Origin of the sequence: Brevibacillus fluminis (assembly GCF_003710825.1) — a bacterium.
GTDB lineage: Bacteria > Bacillota > Bacilli > Brevibacillales > Brevibacillaceae > Brevibacillus_D > Brevibacillus_D fluminis.
In genome coordinates, this window is the sequence record NZ_RHHQ01000007.1 from 197,548 (window position 1) to 215,433 (window position 17,886).

General features: G+C 46.9%; 18 protein-coding genes and 1 pseudogene. 10 read left to right on the top strand and 9 right to left on the bottom strand.

The features are described from left to right. The first annotated feature begins 33 nt into the window (after positions 1–33). Together EDM56_RS07780 and EDM56_RS07785 are read left to right on the top strand one after the other, a co-directional pair. A complete protein-coding gene (locus EDM56_RS07780) occupies positions 34–966 on the top strand; it encodes a D-alanine--D-alanine ligase (RefSeq protein ID WP_122917330.1) in 933 nt (310 codons plus the stop codon). Beyond that, on the top strand, positions 959–2,143 hold the full coding sequence (locus EDM56_RS07785) for an aminotransferase class I/II-fold pyridoxal phosphate-dependent enzyme (protein WP_122917331.1): 1,185 nt from the start codon (positions 959–961) through the stop codon (positions 2,141–2,143). The genes EDM56_RS07780 and EDM56_RS07785 overlap by 8 nt, the downstream gene beginning before the upstream one ends. Positions 2,144–2,296: 153 nt before the next feature. Here the strand turns inward: EDM56_RS07785 and EDM56_RS07790 are convergent, their stop codons facing one another. Both EDM56_RS07790 and EDM56_RS07800 read right to left on the bottom strand, forming a co-directional pair. After that, entirely contained in the window at positions 2,297–3,280 is a 984-nt protein-coding gene (locus EDM56_RS07790) for a metallophosphoesterase family protein (RefSeq protein ID WP_122917332.1), read from the bottom strand. A 1,045-nt stretch (positions 3,281–4,325) separates the two neighbouring features. Further along, a complete protein-coding gene (locus tag EDM56_RS07800) occupies positions 4,326–4,850 on the bottom strand; it encodes a DinB family protein (protein ID WP_122917334.1) in 525 nt (174 codons plus the stop codon). A 262-nt stretch (positions 4,851–5,112) separates the two neighbouring features. Between EDM56_RS07800 and EDM56_RS07805 the strand changes: the two genes are divergently transcribed. The 4 genes from EDM56_RS07805 to EDM56_RS07820 all read left to right on the top strand — a co-directional run bounded on the left by EDM56_RS07805 (position 5,113) and on the right by EDM56_RS07820 (position 7,674). Next, a complete protein-coding gene (locus tag EDM56_RS07805; RefSeq protein WP_122917335.1) occupies positions 5,113–5,601 on the top strand; it encodes a DinB family protein in 489 nt (162 codons plus the stop codon). Between the two features lie 145 nt (positions 5,602–5,746). Further along, entirely contained in the window at positions 5,747–6,148 is a 402-nt protein-coding gene (locus EDM56_RS07810; protein ID WP_122917336.1) for a hypothetical protein, read from the top strand. Between the two features lie 294 nt (positions 6,149–6,442). After that, positions 6,443–6,886: a cell wall hydrolase gene (locus EDM56_RS07815; RefSeq protein WP_122917337.1), complete on the top strand. Its 444-nt coding sequence runs from the start codon at positions 6,443–6,445 to the stop codon at positions 6,884–6,886. A gap of 227 nt (positions 6,887–7,113) precedes the next feature. Then, a complete protein-coding gene (locus EDM56_RS07820) occupies positions 7,114–7,674 on the top strand; it encodes a DNA cytosine methyltransferase (protein WP_122917338.1) in 561 nt (186 codons plus the stop codon). Between the two features lie 23 nt (positions 7,675–7,697). Here the strand turns inward: EDM56_RS07820 and EDM56_RS07825 are convergent, their stop codons facing one another. The 4 genes from EDM56_RS07825 to EDM56_RS07835 form a co-directional block, all read right to left on the bottom strand. Beyond that, positions 7,698–7,937, bottom strand: a complete 240-nt coding sequence (locus EDM56_RS07825) for a hypothetical protein (protein ID WP_122917339.1) — start codon at positions 7,935–7,937, stop codon at positions 7,698–7,700. 324 nt (positions 7,938–8,261) lie between these two features. Beyond that, positions 8,262–8,711 carry a GNAT family N-acetyltransferase gene (locus EDM56_RS07830; protein WP_122917340.1) on the bottom strand — a complete coding sequence of 150 codons (450 nt, stop codon included), beginning with the start codon at positions 8,709–8,711 and terminating at the stop codon, positions 8,262–8,264. Positions 8,712–8,933: 222 nt separating this feature from the next. Further along, positions 8,934–9,110: a hypothetical protein gene (locus tag EDM56_RS31415; protein WP_183192341.1), complete on the bottom strand. Its 177-nt coding sequence runs from the start codon at positions 9,108–9,110 to the stop codon at positions 8,934–8,936. Between the two features lie 199 nt (positions 9,111–9,309). Further along, positions 9,310–10,422, bottom strand: coding sequence for a TolB-like translocation protein (locus EDM56_RS07835; protein WP_122917341.1), 1,113 nt, complete (start codon positions 10,420–10,422; stop codon positions 9,310–9,312). A gap of 383 nt (positions 10,423–10,805) precedes the next feature. On the opposite strand from EDM56_RS07835, the gene EDM56_RS31420 reads away from it, so the two are divergent. Further along, positions 10,806–10,979, top strand: a complete 174-nt coding sequence (locus EDM56_RS31420; RefSeq protein ID WP_183192343.1) for a hypothetical protein — start codon at positions 10,806–10,808, stop codon at positions 10,977–10,979. Positions 10,980–11,164: 185 nt separating this feature from the next. Here EDM56_RS31420 and EDM56_RS07840 read toward each other — a convergent pair whose 3' ends face one another. Next, positions 11,165–12,370: an IS110 family RNA-guided transposase gene (locus tag EDM56_RS07840; protein ID WP_122917342.1), complete on the bottom strand. Its 1,206-nt coding sequence runs from the start codon at positions 12,368–12,370 to the stop codon at positions 11,165–11,167. Between the two features lie 530 nt (positions 12,371–12,900). Here EDM56_RS07840 and EDM56_RS07845 point away from each other — a divergent pair. The 3 genes and pseudogenes from EDM56_RS07845 to EDM56_RS07855 all read left to right on the top strand — a co-directional run bounded on the left by EDM56_RS07845 (position 12,901) and on the right by EDM56_RS07855 (position 14,898). Then, positions 12,901–13,473: pseudogene (locus tag EDM56_RS07845) on the top strand (methyltransferase domain-containing protein). 99 nt (positions 13,474–13,572) lie between these two features. Then, positions 13,573–13,872, top strand: coding sequence for a DUF7677 family protein (locus EDM56_RS07850; RefSeq protein WP_122917649.1), 300 nt, complete (start codon positions 13,573–13,575; stop codon positions 13,870–13,872). A gap of 288 nt (positions 13,873–14,160) precedes the next feature. Then, positions 14,161–14,898 (top strand): MBL fold metallo-hydrolase, encoded by a 738-nt coding sequence (locus tag EDM56_RS07855; protein WP_122917343.1) that lies wholly within the window; start codon positions 14,161–14,163, stop codon positions 14,896–14,898. A 72-nt stretch (positions 14,899–14,970) separates the two neighbouring features. On the opposite strand, the gene EDM56_RS07860 is transcribed toward EDM56_RS07855, so the two are convergent. Further along, positions 14,971–16,290: an LLM class flavin-dependent oxidoreductase gene (locus EDM56_RS07860; RefSeq protein ID WP_122917344.1), complete on the bottom strand. Its 1,320-nt coding sequence runs from the start codon at positions 16,288–16,290 to the stop codon at positions 14,971–14,973. A 40-nt stretch (positions 16,291–16,330) separates the two neighbouring features. Beyond that, positions 16,331–17,671, bottom strand: a complete 1,341-nt coding sequence (locus tag EDM56_RS07865) for an LLM class flavin-dependent oxidoreductase (RefSeq protein WP_122917345.1) — start codon at positions 17,669–17,671, stop codon at positions 16,331–16,333. Positions 17,672–17,886: the final 215 nt, after the last annotated feature.

A 17,886-nucleotide genomic window follows, 5' to 3' on the forward strand; every position in this document is an offset into this window, starting at 1 on the left:
AATAACCATTTTCAAGAAAAATGAGGTGTTTTGATGAAGATAGGCGTTATTATGGGTGGTATTTCCTCTGAGCGTCAGGTTTCTCTGCAAACAGGTCAAGAGATGATCAATCATTTGGATCGCAGTCGCTATGAGATTGTTCCCATTGTGATCGAGCAGCGAGCGGATTTAATCGAACAGGTTCAGCAGGCAGGCATTGATCTCGCGCTATTGGCGCTTCATGGCCAATATGGCGAGGACGGCACGGTGCAGGGAGCGCTGGAGACACTGGGCATTCCATATACAGGAAGCGGTGTCTTGGCAAGCAGTCTATGCATGAATAAGCAGCTGTCCAAAATGCTGCTGAAGGCAGCGGGTGTGCATACGCCTGAAGGCTTTTACTGGCAGGGGGAGTATGAGCCGCAGGCTGTGGAGCAGCTCGGGTATCCGGTTATTGTGAAGCCGAATATGGGGGGATCCAGCATCGGCATCCAGCTTGTGCATAATGAAAAGGAGCTGCTGCCGGCTGTTCAGGAGGCTCGCCGTTTGGACCAGGCCATCTTAATCGAGCGCTATTTGAAAGGAACGGAGATTACCTGCTCGATTTTGGATGGCGAGGTATTGCCGATTATCGGCATTCGCTCCGCGCATTCGGAATGGTTCGACTACAAAGCGAAATATGAAAACGGCGGCGCTGAGGAGAAGGTGATCCAGCTTCCACCCGTTACTCTACAGCGTGTACGGGAGGCGGCGCTTGCCAGCTACCGGCTGCTACAGTGCAAGGTCTATGCACGGGTCGATATGATTTTGTGTCAGGATGTGCCTTATGTGTTGGAAGTAAACACCTTACCGGGAATGACGGCCAACAGCCTGCTTCCGAAGAGCGCAGCTGCAGCTGGTATAACCTTTACACAGCTGCTGGACCGAATTATTACGAGCTCGCTCCGTGAGCGGAAACAGGAATGGGGGATGGTCCAAAATGTTTAGAGAAGAGGGCACAGGGCAGTTTTTATCCTCGCGTGTACGGAATATTCGCCCATCGGGAATTCGCGCTTTTTTTGATCTGAACGCAGCAGGCGGAGATACAATCGGCCTTGGAGTCGGAGAGCCAGATTTCGTTACGCCGGAAAAGGTAAGGGAAGCTTGCATCCAGGCATTGCGTGAAGGAAAGACAAAATATACGTCAAATGCTGGCTTGATGGAGCTTCGTGAGGAACTTTCGGCTTATTTTGCTAGCAGCTTCGCACTTTCCTATGACCCCGAGCAAGAAATCATCGTGACAGTGGGGAGCAGTGAAGCCGTTGACCTGGCGTTGCGGACAGTGATCAATCAGGGTGATGAGGTGTTGATTCCGGCGCCAAGCTATATTGCTTATGAACCGATTACCCATCTGCATGGTGGTAAAATCGTGGAGGTGGCGACTACAGCAGAGGAGCAGTTCAAGCTGACCCCGCAATCGCTGCGAACGGCGATTACGCCTCATTCAAAAGTTTTGATGATCAATTATCCGTGCAATCCGACCGGAACCGTCATGACAGAGCAGGATTGGCTGCCGATTGTAGAGCTCATTATCAAACATAATTTGGTTGTTATTTCGGATGAAGTTTATGCCGAGCTGACTTATGGGAGAAAGCATGTCAGTATCGCTTCCTTGCCAGGCATGAAGGAGCGTACGATTGTGATTAGCGGGTTTTCCAAAGCGTTCGCGATGACAGGCTGGCGGGTTGGTTATGCGTGCGGCCCGCGCGAGTTGATAGCCGGCATGCTGAAAATCCACCAGTACACTGCCATGTGCGCCCCTACCATAGCACAGATCGCTGCGCTTGAATCACTGCGTCATGGCTTGGCTGCCAAGGATGAGATGGTGGCGAGTTACAATGAACGCCGCAAGCGGTTTATAGCAGGCTTGAATGCAATCGGGTTGGCCTGTCACGAGCCTGAGGGAGCTTTCTATGCTTTCCCATCCATTGCTTCCACGGGCATGTCATCTGAGCAGTTCGCTCTTAGGCTGCTGGAGGAGGCGAAGGTGGCGGTCGTGCCGGGACATGTTTTCGGATCGGGCGGTGAGGGGTTTATTCGCTGCTCCTATGCAACCTCGCTCGTTGATTTGGAGAAGGCGCTGGAGCGGATGGGAAGGTTTATGCAAGCGATGCAGCCGGTTTGATGAAACGTCGATTACAGGTAAATCCCTCAGCTACATGATCTGTATAAACGGTTACACCATCCCCTCTACATTTAGAAGGGATGGCGTTTTTTCGTTACTAAAAAAGCCAAGCCATAAAGGCTTAGCTGGCGATGGATGCAGGGGATTGCGGGCTTAGCTAGAACAAATCGGGACCGTGATGATTCCTTGCTTCGTGGAAATAAATACTTTTGTCGGTCTGAATGCTGTGTTCACGCGGACTTTTTTGTTTCCGGTAAAGACAATCGATTTGTTATTCTTGAAAAACATGAACGAAGTGATGGTCGGTTGTGGAGTCGGTTGGGTATCCGTTCCGGCTCCGCCATTTCCGTTTAAAACGGCTGGTTTCCCTGCGATTTGCCCACGCAGCAACAGGTTATGGATATGGCTGACTAAAACGAGTTTTGCGTTTTTGGCTTTTGACAGCGAGGTGATGAATGCTTTATCGGCTGGAGTGCTGATCGGGAATGCTTCGCTGCTGGGGAATTTGCTGAAGGAGCCGACTTTGGGCGGCACATGCATGACGACCACCACATCTTTTCGCGTTTTGATTCCACTTTCAAAACTTGCTAGCGCACTAGGCGTAATGCCATAACGGGATTCTCCCGAGACCGGGCCCACATCATTTAGCATGATCAATCTCAAATCTGGCGTGTTGATGTGATAGTTCAACCCAATTTCATGGACGGTTTTGTCTCCTTTTCTGGGGCCGATGATGTTCTGGTAATTTTGTAACGTTCCCCCAACTCCATTTCGCTCGTGATTACCGGGAACCATAAAAAATGCGATGTTGGTATTTTTGACGAAACGCGCGACGGTGGTTTTAAAGTAGGTGAGCTGCTCGACCGAGCCTGAAAATACAGCGTCACCTCCGTAAAGAATAAAAAGAGGCTTAGGATTTAATTGGCTTGAGGTTTCCAAGCAGGACAGAAAAATCTGGAAACGCCTGATCGCATCCCGTTTGCCTTTATTCAAAGTCTGTTTTGTCGCGTCTCCCCAGTCAAACCACGTGTCGCCGAAGAAAACGAACGGAATGTTTGGGCTTTTTCGGTTCGCCATTCTTTTATTCAAAACCTTCAATGATATGTCCGTTAATGTTTCATTTTGCTTCACTGCCATGGGTCATCCCTCACAGTATCATAATCTTGCTTGGGAATTTCTAGTAAAGGGGATATCCGTCGAAAGAATAGATTAATAGAACCGATTTTCTTGGATCATTCATTTATAGGTCAATTTGCGGGTGATCGAAGTGCGATTCAAAAACGTTAGTGTGATGGGTGTCCCTTCCGCAGGATTGTATCCGGTGATCGGGAATAGGGAAATTGCTGTTTCTTTGCCGAGAGATTTCGGGCCTCGATTCGAGGCGACGGATAAAAAATGGGGAGCTGCTTTGCGAACGATCCAGTGGGCGTACCATACTTTGTCCGGGTTATTTTGCTTTTTCGTATTCCATGGGCAGAAGCTATTTCCACCCCGTTGATAAAACAAGTACTTATCGTTTTTGATGTCCCAGTCATTGTTTGGGTATCGAAAACGAATGCCGATGCAGTCTCCTGGATAGATGGTGTTTGGCTTCCGGACACTCCCTTTTGTCGGCTGAGAGCAAGGGTTCCCTGGGGGAGGGACAGGTCGATCCAGAAGTCTGAAAGGTGTAATGGCCACATTCTCCAATCTGGAAATGGGGAGAAACAAGAATTCGAGAAAGATTGAGTTCTTGTTTTTGGGATTGCGGATGTTCCAATGTCTGAGAATGATGCCCTGATAGGATTTGAGTTTCGTGGTGTCCAGCGTTTTTGAAACATGGACGAATGTATTTCCTATTTTCGTTACTGCGCCAACGAATCGTCCGTTATGGACGCAATGACATCGGCCAGAATAGGGTTGGCATTGTGGGGATTTGCAACCAGCCGTAGGGGAAGTATAGAGCACACCGATACATGAGCCTTGCCGTACAAACGCCAATACAAATCACACCCCTTTCCATCATATTCATTATCTTATCGTTTTGGATAAGCGTGTGATTGTACATCTGTCCTCAGAAGAAAAGCGGAAAGTCTTATACCAAGAAGGTGCCAAGAAAAAAAGCTCTGCACAATAAGCAGAGCTTTACTGAAGGAACGTTATCCAAATTCGATGCAGGACCAACCTGCTGATTCCAATAGTACTACTTTTTCAATATCCCCAAATATTCCTTCCAAGGTCCAACATCCGTCCGATAGCGCTCGGCCATAACCCGGACGATTTGTGCGATGTGTGTCAAGTCATGTACAACCCATGTCGAGAGAAGCTCTCTCGCCTTCACGGGACCGAATGCAGGATGGATGCCCGTCAATTCGAAGTGTGTTTCAGGGTCAACCAGCTCCTGAAGCTTGGCGATATTTTGCTGCCGGAGCGTTTTGAACTCTTGCAGCTTTTGTTCAATAGTGCGTTCGGCATTTTCTTGCAAGTGGGCAAAACGATCAAATGGCGGGAAGGGCTTGCTTTCTCCGTCGCGTAAAATCATTTCCATCCGGGGAATCCAGTTCGTTTTTTCGCCCTCGATGAGGTGCTCAATCACTTCCGTGGGATTCCACGTCCCATCGCCTTCATTGCATTCCAGCCATGGGTTGGATAATCCGGACAAAAAAGACTCCAGCGTTTGGGGTGTGCGCTCTAAAATTTCGATAGCTTCTTTCAGCGTAACATTCATTTGACTGCTCCTTTCGGGAGATGCTACCAACTTCCTATATGTGCAACATACCATCATTCCGCCAAATTGCAAGTACAAATCCATAGTGGGTGTGTCACTGCTGCCGGGGCGGCGGTTGCCCCGACCGAACGGATTTATAGGGTGGCACAGCGCGGGGACGGTTGGAAATGGGCAAGAGACGGTGAATTCAGCAATCAAAAAGAAATCTTTTTCCAATCCCTATGATATGGTTAGCTTATCAAATTTTGCGGAGGTGCCTGATATGAATGAAACTGCTAGATTGCTTGCAGAGCTAAGGCGGGAAGCCGCAGCGACGAAAAGCGTTCTTGAAAAGGTTCCTGCTGATAAGCTAGCCTGGAAGCCGCATGAAAAGTCGATGTCAGTCGGGCAATTGGCTTTGCATCTTGCGGGTGTTCCCGGAGGAGTAGCTGAACTTTTGCATGAACGGATATGTGAAGTACCGGTGGTTCCTTTGCCCGAAGCAGCATCGTTAGATGAAATTCTACAGGCGTTAGAAGAACAGGTGGCGGTCGCTGAAAGGAAGCTGCTTGCATGGGGAGATGACGGACTCAAGGAGACATGGCAGCTCACCCGTGACGGCATCCCGATCGTGGAAGCACCTCGGCATGAAATGGTCCGAACGTTAATGCTGAATCACTGGTACCATCATCGGGGGCAACTTACGGTCTATCTCAGATTGCTTGGAATTCCGGTACCAGCCATCTACGGTCCAAGCGCAGATGAGCGCTAGAGGGGCATTCTTGACCTCAGCGAAATAACGACAAACGCACAAAAAAGCACGGCAACCATTCGGCTGCACGTGCTTTTTTGTACGGTAATAAGATGCCTCTTCCCAAGAGCAGCACCGATTCTTATACCTGGTGGCTGACGTGTGCTTGCACATTGGAAATATTCATGAAACGGTAAGAGGCAGTCTCCCCGAACAGTGGTACTTCGAGGAGGACAGCCCTTATCCCACTTTGCAGACGGCCCAGTCCATCGACGAGTTGATTATTGTTGCACAAGATCTTCAATATAATACCCGGCAGGAACTTGAACCGGGCTGGTTCAGTGAATTGCAGAACGATATGTTTGAAGCAGATAAGGAAAAAGTAGATGCACTTATGAATTTTTACGACATGCAATGCGTTAACTCGACCAATATGCAGACATTGGAAGAAATTGAAAACATACTTAAAGTACCTTTCAGATATACACCTACTGATTTTATCCAAGGGAATGAGTGTGTTATGACTGGGATATGGTTGCATGTTCCTGATGACTGGAAGCAGTGTTAATGTAGGTTTATTGATTAAGCTATCGGACGGTCGTTCGGAGGGTTAACCTCCAAAATTCATGTAGTGGTGGATACTATAGGGTATCCGCTTCGCTTTGAACTTACAGCAGATCAACAGTATGACTCCGTGTCCGATTACGCACTGATCCAAAACCTTGAACTCACAGGACATACGGTCATTGCGGACAGAAGAGTGTAGTGGAACGGCTGTTTATTATCGTTCTCTATTTTGCCAGAGTAACACATTCGCTTCGCCTGCAATATGATGAGTTTAGAAATCAAAAGAGGTGAGCCAATGGCAGTGGTAAAAGCCAGAAAGCAGGATATTGATATGTTGGCAAGGTTGCTTCGGGCTGAAGCTGAGACCGAAGGCGAAATGGGCATGCTCCTTGTTGGAAATGTTGGCATTAACCGAGTAAGAGCGAATTGCTCCGATTTTAAAGGAATCCGGACAATTCCCCAAATGATCAACCAGCCGCATGCGTTCGAAGCGTTGCAACATGGTTTGTACTATCAAAGGTCAAGAGAGAGGGAACGCCGTCTGGCGCAACGGTCTGTGAATGGGGAGCGGAATTGGCCAGCCAAATTCTCTCTATGGTATTTCCGGCCAGGATCGTTCGAAAATCCCGGACCATGTCCGCCAACTTGGTATAATCAGCCGCTCGTAGGTCGATGGAAGAAGCACTGTTTTTATGAACCGACCGGGAAAGAATGTGAAAATGTATATAATACGTTTTAACGAAAAGAGCTGAGGATCTCTAAACCTGACTGTCACAGCAATGTGTCAGTAAGTTGTTGTCGGGTTAGAGATTGAACTACGGGAACGATAGTGAAAGAAAACGGATGCTTTTGCATCCGTTTTTTCTGTTTAGATAACGGTGAGGATAGATGAAGAAATGAACGAATTTAACACAATCTCAATTTTGATAAATGAACGGCTCATTATGTTAAATGGGGAGGCAAGAAATGAGCAAAAAACCTAAATTACTGGACCTTTTTTGCAAGACAGGCGGTTGCTCTGCGGGTTACGCAAAGGCTGGTTTTGAAGTGGTCGGCGTGGACATTAACCCGCAGCCAAACTATCCATACCAATTTATCCAGGCTGATGCGATGAAAGTGGAGTCGATCGCTCCGGCAAACGGCAAAGAGCGGCAGCGGGTTACGTTCGACATGATGAAGGTTGTGCCAGAGAAATTACGAATGCTCGAGGAGTACGGGATCAGGAAACGGAAGCTGACTTTCTACATGCTGATTGGGTATGACACAACGATGGAAGATGACCTGGAGCGTTTCGCGCTGCTGCAGAAATATGACAGCAACGTGTATGCAATGATGTTTCGGGACCTTACCGGAAAGATCGGTGTGGACGGCCGAGGGCGGCAACAAGCTTCACACGTAAAGCCATTCCGTGACTGGGTTAATGGCAAAGCATTCCGGAACGTTCCTTTCGAGGAGTTTGACCGGTACGACAAAGCAAAACAGGCTGCCGATCAGATGAACATCTTTGAAATCGAACAGGCCATTTAACATTTTGTGTAATAAAAAAAGACTTAATAAAAGTCTCTTGGATTTGAATCACATTTGATTTTTAAAGGCTTAAACCAACTTTTCAGGAATGTACGTGTATCTAAGATTGTCTTAGCAATATCGCCTTTTTGGATATCCATGTATAGGCTATAGCCACGATCAGATTCAGACACGATTGGAATCAATTCAATGAATTCATTAAAATCTTTTACTACTTCGATGACTCGATCCATTTGTGGTTTTGTTATGTCACTTATAATCATCAAAAACTGTCTCTTCAATAATACACCCCATTAAATTTATATTTATTATCATTATATCACAGAAAGAAGAAACGGGTGGGAAAAGGAAGGGAGGCAACTTATCGATCTTAGCTGAGATGAAAGAGATTGCGTCGATGGGTTAACAAAATAGTTAGTCAGAACAGCCGAACGGATCGGCATGGCTCACTGGCTGTTCAATGTGGTAAAGGGTGGTACCGCTAACAAACTGTGTTTATCTTAGCCCCAATGTGACCATCACTGTTAAATCAATGGTCACATTGTTTACTTGAAGTGATTTTTAATTTGTTTCATTAACTCGACGTATTAGAATCCTTTATTTTTGATCAATTGAGTATTTCCCACAACTTCAAACCCTAATCTTGTGTAATAGTCTAACACCCTTTTATTGGAAGTATTTGCTTCTAGTTGAAGGGCTACGATATTATCCATTTTCTCTATACAATTAAGAAAATAAGCACCTATCCCTCTACTTCTAGAATCTTCTTTAACGTATAACTCATCTATAAATAGAATGTTTCCACCATACTCGTTACTCCAAAAGTAAACCAGTATTGAATATCCGATAATTTCATTGTTGTTTATTAAAATAACAATCCGAACCTTTTGTGGATTTTTTTTACACTCGTTAATAGTAGAGGTTACTTTCGTACTGTTCATTGGTTGACCTTCAAGATCTTCGCTGTAGAGAGAACTTACCATTTCAAGAAATTCATGATAGTCAGCATCCATATAATCCCTTAGCTTTATATCCATCACTCTACCTCCTGTCTAATTTTTGAAAATTATACCATATGAGAAAGAGAGTAGGTTGAAGATATTGTTTGCATCATATATGAATTCCTTGGTTGGTCAAGAAGTGACAAACAAAACATGTTTTTCCAGGGGAGGAATTTAACAAAACGGTAATTATGTTAAATCTGGACGATCAGACATGTAATGACTGCATAAAAAAACGCGCTGTAGGCGCGTCGGAATTTAAAAATGGTGATGGTGGTTGTCATGCAATTGGTTAAGGGTTTGTTGTGCATAGGCATCATCGTGGTAATGCTTTATTGCATGCTCATCTCTTTTTCTTAAACTAATGGAACCACTGAGGAAAAAGGCTGCGCCAAATAGAGCGATTATCGCGGTCACAATGAAGATATAGGTCATTGGGATTCCCCCTTTCAAGTAGTTCATGTTAAGAATAACATTTTTTACCTGATAAATCATGAATCGGCCTTATTTTGTACGGTGGTCAAAGAGATGAATCCTTTTGCTCAGGTAGCTTATACCAAACAACAATGATTAACGTTGCAACGGGACCGAAAAAAAGGAAAGAAAAAACCGGTTTTTACCCTGAGCTCCTTCCTTATCTTATACGCGATTGCCGCTCGTCAAAACGGCTTATGTGCACCGATTCCAAATCGCCAACAAAAAATGACTTGCCATCGGCCGCCCACCCCAAAAATTGGATATTATCGATATCTTTTAGATAGAAATTTCCATCGAATGGGTAGACAAACGATTTGTTCGTCGTTTTAATCACAAGCTGTTCATATGCATCTTGGGCATTTGAGTTGAATAGGAATTTTTCTGCAACATAATTATGGCCGGTCGGAGACCAGAAGACTTTAGTCAAGTCGTGCTCCCCATACCATGTTGGCACGCTGTTTCCTGTTTGCAGATCAGTCATATAACCGTGCCATTGCTTGAAATCAAACAGTAGCTTCATATCACTGGAATACGAGGGAAACTGTTTGAACGGATGCGTATATTTCAGCCCTGTCGGCAAGTCGAGTTCCTTGATGGTTCCGTTTGCACGGTACAATACCTTTTTGGATGTCGGTACCCAGCGAAGCAACTCAATCGACTGGGTTAGGCTAATCTGGGCATCATCGAGAGAAAATTGGTCATTCACTTTCATCTTCAATGTGCTCATGTCCTGCAAATAGAGCTTGTTGCGTTTTTGGTCATTCAGATCTTTTGTGTCGGACTGGATAAATACGAGATAATGACCGTCCGGTGCAATCGCATAATCGAGAATCGGTGTGTCAGTGGTCCCTTTCACAAGCAATGCCTTTTGCTTGGTGATTGGGTTGTATCGGTACAAGCTGGTTTGATCCATCATTAATAATTCTTCCTTGCCCGAGACCCATTTGGCGAAACCACTTAACTGGCTGAGTTGCTTGGTTCTGATGTCATACAAATATGGAATTGTAGGTTCATCTTTTTTGAACCCCTGCTTTTCCGCATATACAAACCGTCCACTTGGCGACATACTCACACGGTGCACGGCAGGCAACTGAGCGACGAGCGTTTGCTTTTTTCCATCAAGACCTATCTGGTATATTTTGCTTGGTGGAGCCGTTGTAGCAGCGGGAATTGTAGCTGACGCTGCGCTTGCTGACATTCGCCCGAATGAAGAGGACACCAATATTGTGATGAGCGCGGTGGCCAAGATTACAAAACTAGTTATTTTCATTGATACCATCCTTTCTGAGATTATTAGACGTTCGAAAATCCCTAAAATTACAAACAATGTTAAAAAGTGGCATAACAGGAAGTGGGTAACTCATTGTATGATATTAAACTTGGGGTCAATTGTAATTGTGGACAGAAAAAGAGAACCTAATGTTTAAAGCCGAAAGCGAGATGATTTTCCTGCTTAACATAAGAGAAATTGTGATGAGGTGAAATAATGTGGCGAAGATAACCATCACACTTTCCCAAAAGCCACTTAACCAGAACGATTCGCAGAGCATGAGGGAACTGGCAAAAAAGATTGTTGAACGTGCTAAGTATAAGCCTGAAAATGCCCCGTCATTAAAACGTCTGAGCGATAAATTGGGATGAGGAGTGATCGATATGGAACTTTCTGAACTGTTCAAGCGTGTGGGCGAGCTAACCGGTAAGTACCCGACGCTCACGAAAGAAGAAGTGGCAGAACTGATAAGACTGAGCAGGACGCTCAGCGCAGAGTGCAGCGACGTGCTCTATGACATGCAAATGGAAGAGAAGTACGCCAGAGAAGAGATTTAACATAATATTTCATGTGTTAAGCTGTGGGTGCTTCATAAAATTTATTGAACTAAAACCAGCTAATATCTTGTCAATAATTATCTCTAAATTTCTTAAAAACTCGATGATATACTAAAGATGCGCATGCCAAATATCCTTCCAGAAACATAGTGGAAGGCTTTTCTTTTATTGATCTTTTTTGAGATTTAAGCTAAATCAAGGAAAGATTGTTTACTTCTTAAAATGGCATAGATCCAATGAAGGAGCTTGTTTACACATGCTATTACTGCCACTCTGTACGGCTTTCCTTCTTCACGCTTCTTGTCGTAGAATTCCTTTAATTTTTTATTGCAGGAGCGTCTTATCCCACATAGAACCGCAAGGTACAAGGCGTGTCTAAGTCGCTTGGACCCTCGTTTGGTAATGAGATTGGCTGTTGCTGTGAATTTCCCAGAAGAGTATACACTTGGATCTACTCCTGCATACGCTACTAATTTCTTAGCGTGAGTAAATCGATCGATTTCTCCGATTTCAGATAGAATCGTTGCCGCGATTTTTTTGCCGATACCGGGAATCGATTGGATAATCTCATATTCTTCAACTTTTTCAGCAAGAGCATCAATCTGGTCCTGTAAGCTGGAAAGATGCTCTTGATACTGAAGAAGAAGGCGTATATAAAGTTCAAGGCTGATTAAATGACTTTGATAGGCTGTCTTCTGAAAAGGATTACGCGTTGCTGCAGCCATGATAAGCTCGGCTTTCTCCTTGGCCCAACGCTCTGATCGGCTTGTACAAATACAAGCTGCTCTCTCCAAGATTGTGTTTTCTCCTGCAGCCAGGATCGACTCAGCTGTAGGGAATTCCCGTAATAAGAGTAAGGAGATTCTCGAAAATAGGTCACCAAAAATTCCATTGTATTCAGGGAAAACCTGATCGAGCACCGCATGAAATTGCAACTTTGCTTGAACATACATATCTGTCAGAGATTCAAACTGCCTCGTGAGGTGGCGAAGATTCAAGAAGTGTACGCATCTCTGCTTATAAGCTTCAAACTCCTCCTTGTAATACAGCTCGCAGAGCTGATAGGCATCTACCGCATCAGTCTTAACCTTACGTAGAGAAGAAGCCTTTTTCGCTTGGTTTGAGATTAGCGGATTCACCACAATGAAGATAATAGAGTGTTCCTCCAGAAATTGAACAATAGCAGCCTGGTAATGCCCAGTAGACTCTAAGATGATAGTGGGTGAATGGCCTGCTAGTTTAGTGACATCGTTGATCAAGTTCAAAAGGTAATGAAGTCCTTCTTGGGTATGAAGGAATGAGAAACTCTTACCGTAAGGTTGACCTTTATCTAAAAACACTTGCCCTTGACTTTGCCCTTTTGAAACATCCAGACCAATGACTGGATTCATATATCTCTCCCTCTCCAAAGATTTATTGCCGGCAACCCCTAATGACTGCTTGCAGTTCCACAGCATCGCTAGTGATGCGAGATCTTCTGTCTCAACCAGCCTAAACATGGTTTCTACAAGTAGGGGGTGAACAGTTTTAGCGACGGGATGAGGACTCCCACGGGTACGACCGTTCTACCCCGGCTACCGTAATGGTACGACTTCTTAAATGAAAGAGGTCAACCAGTAAAAACTGGCTGACCTCATAATACGACGGGTACGATAGTTCAATGAGGCAGTTTAAAACTTTATTATTCAGTTTAGATCCATGGATTGCTTCATTCTGACGTATAGTCTAAAATTAATTTTCAAATACCTTGTGATTTAGAAGACCTGGACTCCTTGTATCTTAAGGGGTCCAGGTCTAAAACTTTATTATCACTGAACACTAAACTTGCAAGTGAAGTCATGACAGGAAAGAGTGAACAGAATGCTTGAATGGACGGGTGGGTGAACGAATCATACCAAAGCAGTTGAAAGCCACAAACGGAATGCTGCTTGAGCATCTCGCCCGCTATTATTTCGCGACACCCTACGTAAAGGGGAGAGTGCTCGATATTGCCTGCGGCACCGGTTACGGTAGCCATATGACGGTGAAGTAGCGGAAGCGGGAAGTGACGCAGATCGTGGCCGTAGACTTGGATCAGGAAACCTTAGATTATGCCAATGTGGAATACAACCATCAAAAAATCGAGTATGTGCAAGGGGATGTGACGGACTGCACGCTGCCTGATCGGTTGGGGGAGTTCGATACGATTCTCTGCTTTGAAATGATAGAGCACGTGGAAGATGACCGCGCCGTAATGGAAAATCTTTACCGGATGCTGAGGCCGGGCGGCATTCTCGTCTTATCCAGCCCCTTTGGACGCGGGCGGGGGATGCTGACCAGCGAGCCGTTTCATGTGCACCAGCTGACGCCAGAGGAATTCGAGGAGCTGTTCGTCGATTTTGCCGAGACAGAGATTTATTATCAGAGAGGCGTCACTTTTGAAAAGCCGCGAGATGGCTTCCGGTATTTCATCGGAATCGCAGTGTGCGTGAAAGAGGGAGGAAGCGAGCAGTAATCGCTCCCTTTTGCTATCGTATCTGAATTGCAGTCGCAAGAGGTTTTCTTATTCGTGCTGGGCAAACAGCTTAAAAGTAGAGTCGATTTGGAGGTTACCATGCAAAAGTTAAGCAATTCCTTCAGTGGGGCTCTTAGAACTTTTTCCTTCTGGATAGCAAATGGTACTGTGGGATTGCCATTACTTGAAGGTATTGATTATTCTTGTATATTTAATGAACCGAGTGCATTAGAACAAGCTTATGCTATCTTTGCAAATGTGATCGAGATGGATGATCAAGGAATAGTTTGTAATGCCAAATATGCAGAAATGAGAGCGGCACAGTTCATTCGAAGTTATGTTGATAATAGTTATAAGGTAGAGCCAGCTTTTGAAGGTTGGGAAGTTGCACTTTATTAGAGAGCAGAAAGTATTAATCTATCGGGAAACGTTAGCGTAATAAAACAGCGGCGAGTTTAGGACTTTATTTTCAGGTCTTAGGTCGCCGCTGTTTCAATTATTCGGTTTCAGTCTAAAACTAATTTTAAAACAGTTGGAGCAGAAATGAAGTGACCAACGATTGGGAAAATGGCAATATATAACCTTTAAAATTATTGTTTACAGGTTATAATTATTTCCTGTATAATCCAGTCATTACCACAACAATAGAGAACGAGACAAACACCACTTTGGAAAGGTTGATGCAGCGTGAACATTCAAAAGCTTCCTTGGGCAGGCATTCGATTGGAGTCCGCAACCACGGCAGTTGTCATCGATCCACTGTACCATTTCCCTGGTCATTTCGGGCAGCCTCATGAGCCGCTTTCTCCGCTGGATGCTTTCGGCTCGGTCGATGCGATCCTCATCACCCATCATCATTCCGATCACTTTGACCCGAAAGCAATTGCGCTTTTTTATGGCGACGACATTCCGGTCTACATGCCGGCTGAATCGCTCGAGCTGATACAGCCGGGAAAACTGAAAAACATCCGGGGTGTGAACCGGGGGGAATCGATTCAACTGGGCGATATGACAGTGACTGCCACCTATTCCGTCGATGGGGTTGGCGATCCCCAAGTCGCCTGGATCGTGCAAAGCGGACAGAAAAAAGCGATCCATTGCGGAGACACGCTTTGGCATGGCTATTGGTGGAGCATCGCCCGCAGCTTTGGCCCATTCGATGTGGCATGCTTGCCGGTGAATGGCGCTGTCGTCGAATTGTCTGGCCTCACGCCGAGCGGCCAACCGATTAGTATGAATCCCGAACAAGCGATTGCCGCTGCAAACATTTTGGGTGTGACACAACTGATTCCTATTCATTACGGCTTGATCCATCATCCGCCGGTTTATCGGCAAACACCGGAATTGCTTGAACGTCTGCAGGCTGCTGCCGGAGAAGAGGTAAACGTGCGCTTTTTACATACCGGTGAAAGAATCAACATCTAAAAGATTATCGTTTCTGCTGAGAAGGGGGAAGGCTATTGGGCCTTCCCCTGTTTTATATTTGCGTACGTTTGTTTACGCGAGCGATGCGGTGTACCGGTTGACCGGCACGGACAGACCCAGATTGCCGCGCAGCGTATCATGCTCGTATGCGGTTCGATAAATGCCACGCTCCTGCAAAATCGGCACGACCAATTCAACGAAATCTTTCAGACCCGTCGGGACCACGTTGCGGATGTTGAAGCCATCGGCGGCGCCCGCCTCGAACCATTGCTGGATCAGATCGGCCACGTATTCAGGCGTGCCGATGAAGGAGCCCCGCGGTGTCGAAGCGCGGATAGCGACTTCGCGAAGCGTCAGATTTTGCTCACGGGCTTCTTGTTTGATTTTTTCCGTGGTACTGCGGAAGCTGTTGGTGCCCAAGTCGCCGATATCCGGGAATGGCGCATCCAGCTCATACCGCGAGAAATCATGATGCTCGAAATAGCGGCCCAAGTAATCGAGCGCGCTCTCGATCGTCACAAGCTCTGCGATTTCCTTGTATTTACGCTCTGCTTCCTCAAAAGTTCGCCCAACGATGGGCTGAATGCCCGGGAAGATCAACACGTCGTCTGGCAAACGTCCATAAGCGACTGCCCGCGCTTTTACTTCTTGATAAAATCGCTGTGCTTCCACAAGCGTTTCATGGGCGGTGTAAACCGCGTCGGCGGACTTGGCAGCCAGGTCTTTTCCAGAGTCGGATGAGCCTGCTTGAAAAATGACAGGATGCCCTTGCTTGGAACGTGCGATATTCAGCGGACCTTGAACAGAGAAATAGGTGCCTCTATGGTGAAGGGCATGAAGTTTGGCAGGGGTAAAGAAGATGCCGCTCGCTTTGTCGCGCACAAAGGCATCGTCCTCCCACGAGTCCCACAGTCCTTTGACGACCTCGAGGAATTCCTCGGCGATCTGGTAGCGTTCCGCATGAGCGGGATGCTCCGCTTTGCTAAAGTTTTTCGCTGATCCTTCCAGCGGCGAGGTGACAACGTTCCAGCCGGCTCGCCCCCCGCTAAGCTGATCGAGGGAGCCGAACTGCCGCGCCACGGTGAACGGATCGCTGTAAGTAGTGGAAAGCGTCGCGACGAGGCCGATTTTTTCCGTGACGGCAGCCAATGCGGACAGGATCGTCAGCGGCTCAAAGCGATTCAAGAAGTGGGGGTTCGATTTCTCGTTAATATACAAGCCGTCCGCAATGAAGAGCAGATCGAACTTTCCCTGCTCTGCGATTCTCGCCTGCTCCTGGTAAAACGATAAGCTCACGCTCGCATCTGTCGGCATATCCGGGTGCCGCCAGTGGAACATGCTGTTGCCAACCCCGCTTAGATTGGCGCCAAGCTTCAATGTGCGGTTGGACATATGCTCACTTCCTTTCCGTATGATTGCATACTGCACTCTTTTATTGGGGGATCGTCTCGCTCTGTTTGGTATAACGATTTACTGGAAGAGGCAAACCGAGGTTGCCGCGCAGCGTATCGGCCTCGTATTCGGTACGGAACAGACCGCGCGCTTGCAAAATCGGGACAACGTGATCGACGAATTCGTTCAATCCTCTTGGAATGCTGGAGGCGACGATGAAACCGTCCGCGCCCTGCTCTTCAAACCACTCTTGGATCTTGTCAGCGACTTTTTCGGGTGTGCCCAAAAAATGAGGCCGGGGAGTCGCTTCCTGCAGGGCCACCTGACGCAGCGTCAGATTTTTTTCTTTCGCCACCCGTTTGATCCGGTCGGTCGTGCTGCGGAAGCTGTTCTTACCGATATCGCCGAGCTCGGGGAAAGGAGCATCGAGTACATATTGAGAAAAGTCGTGATGGTCGAAAAATCTGCCGAGGAACGCGAGCGCCTGCTCGACGGAAACCAACTCAGCCAGCTCCTGGTATTTTCGTTCCGCTTCTTCCTGTGTGCTTCCGATGATTGGATCGATCCCGGGGAGGATGACCAGCTCCTCCGGATTTCGGCCGAGCGCGACAGCTCTCTTTTTCACGTCCTGATAAAATTGCTTGGCGTCCCCAAGCGTCGGGTGGCCGGTAAAGATGGCATCTGCCGTATAGGCGGCCAAATTTTTGCCGGCGTCAGATGAGCCTGCCTGGAAGACTACAGGGTGACCTTGCTTCGAGCGGCCGATGTTCAAAGGCCCTTGCACGGAGAAGAACTCGCCAATGTGGTTTAGGGTGTGGAGCTTTTTCGGATCGAAGAACACGCCCGATTCCTTATCCCGCACGAAAGCATCGTCCTCCCACGAATCCCACAGCCCTTTCGCCACCTCCAAATATTCGGTTGCGATGCGGTAACGCTTGGCATGGTCCGGGTGCTGCTCGAGCGTTTTGCTGAAGTTGAGGGCGGAGCCTTCGAGCGGGGATGTTACGACGTTCCAGCCGGCGCGCCCGCCCGAGATATGGTCCAAGGAAGCGAATTGCCGAGCGATCGTAAACGGTTCGCTGTATGAAGTGGAGACGGTCCCGACGAGGCCGATCTTCGAGGTGACGGCAGCCAATGCAGACAAGATGGTCAGCGGTTCGAACCGATTCAGGAAATGGGGAATTGACTTTTCATTGATATACAAACCGTCCGCGATGAACACCAGATCAAATTTGCCTGTCTCCGCCTTTTGTGCCTGCTCCTGATAAAAGGACAAACTGACACTGGCGTCCGTTTGCGCCAAAGGATGCCGCCAGCCTGCGATATTGCCGCCGACTCCGTGTATGATCGCGCCGAATTTGATTTGCCGTGGTTTTGCCATCAAGAATTCCTCCCCAGTATGGTTTTTTCCCCGAGGCGATAGCCTCATTGTCTTTTTAAACAATAATTAAACACACCTGTTTACTTGGTTTTATCGACTTGCCAAAAGCTTATCACCCGCCCATTTGGATCGTCAACGGGCTGGGTAATAGAGTTCTTTTATCTGTCGATTCAAGAATTCTATCGAATGACGTGCAGTCGTATGCGATCCCATAA

Excerpts from the sequence above, each read along its gene's own strand:
- EDM56_RS07790 (WP_122917332.1), bottom strand. The coding sequence starts at position 3,280 with ATGGCAGTGAAGCAAAATGAAACATTAACGGACATATCATTGAAGGTT.
- EDM56_RS07820 (WP_122917338.1), top strand. The coding sequence starts at position 7,114 with ATGAGCAAAAAACCTAAATTACTGGACCTTTTTTGCAAGACAGGCGGT.
- EDM56_RS07805 (WP_122917335.1), top strand. The coding sequence starts at position 5,113 with ATGAATGAAACTGCTAGATTGCTTGCAGAGCTAAGGCGGGAAGCCGCA.
- EDM56_RS31420 (WP_183192343.1), top strand. The coding sequence starts at position 10,806 with ATGGAACTTTCTGAACTGTTCAAGCGTGTGGGCGAGCTAACCGGTAAG.
- EDM56_RS07825 (WP_122917339.1), bottom strand. The coding sequence starts at position 7,937 with ATGATTATAAGTGACATAACAAAACCACAAATGGATCGAGTCATCGAA.
- EDM56_RS07830 (WP_122917340.1), bottom strand. The coding sequence starts at position 8,711 with ATGGATATAAAGCTAAGGGATTATATGGATGCTGACTATCATGAATTT.
- EDM56_RS07785 (WP_122917331.1), top strand. The coding sequence starts at position 959 with ATGTTTAGAGAAGAGGGCACAGGGCAGTTTTTATCCTCGCGTGTACGG.
- EDM56_RS07840 (WP_122917342.1), bottom strand. The coding sequence starts at position 12,370 with ATGAATCCAGTCATTGGTCTGGATGTTTCAAAAGGGCAAAGTCAAGGG.
- EDM56_RS07815 (WP_122917337.1), top strand. The coding sequence starts at position 6,443 with ATGGCAGTGGTAAAAGCCAGAAAGCAGGATATTGATATGTTGGCAAGG.
- EDM56_RS07780 (WP_122917330.1), top strand. The coding sequence starts at position 34 with ATGAAGATAGGCGTTATTATGGGTGGTATTTCCTCTGAGCGTCAGGTT.
- EDM56_RS07800 (WP_122917334.1), bottom strand. The coding sequence starts at position 4,850 with ATGAATGTTACGCTGAAAGAAGCTATCGAAATTTTAGAGCGCACACCC.
- EDM56_RS07850 (WP_122917649.1), top strand. The coding sequence starts at position 13,573 with ATGCAAAAGTTAAGCAATTCCTTCAGTGGGGCTCTTAGAACTTTTTCC.
- EDM56_RS07860 (WP_122917344.1), bottom strand. The coding sequence starts at position 16,290 with ATGTCCAACCGCACATTGAAGCTTGGCGCCAATCTAAGCGGGGTTGGC.
- EDM56_RS07865 (WP_122917345.1), bottom strand. The coding sequence starts at position 17,671 with ATGGCAAAACCACGGCAAATCAAATTCGGCGCGATCATACACGGAGTC.
- EDM56_RS31415 (WP_183192341.1), bottom strand. The coding sequence starts at position 9,110 with ATGACCTATATCTTCATTGTGACCGCGATAATCGCTCTATTTGGCGCA.
- EDM56_RS07835 (WP_122917341.1), bottom strand. The coding sequence starts at position 10,422 with ATGAAAATAACTAGTTTTGTAATCTTGGCCACCGCGCTCATCACAATA.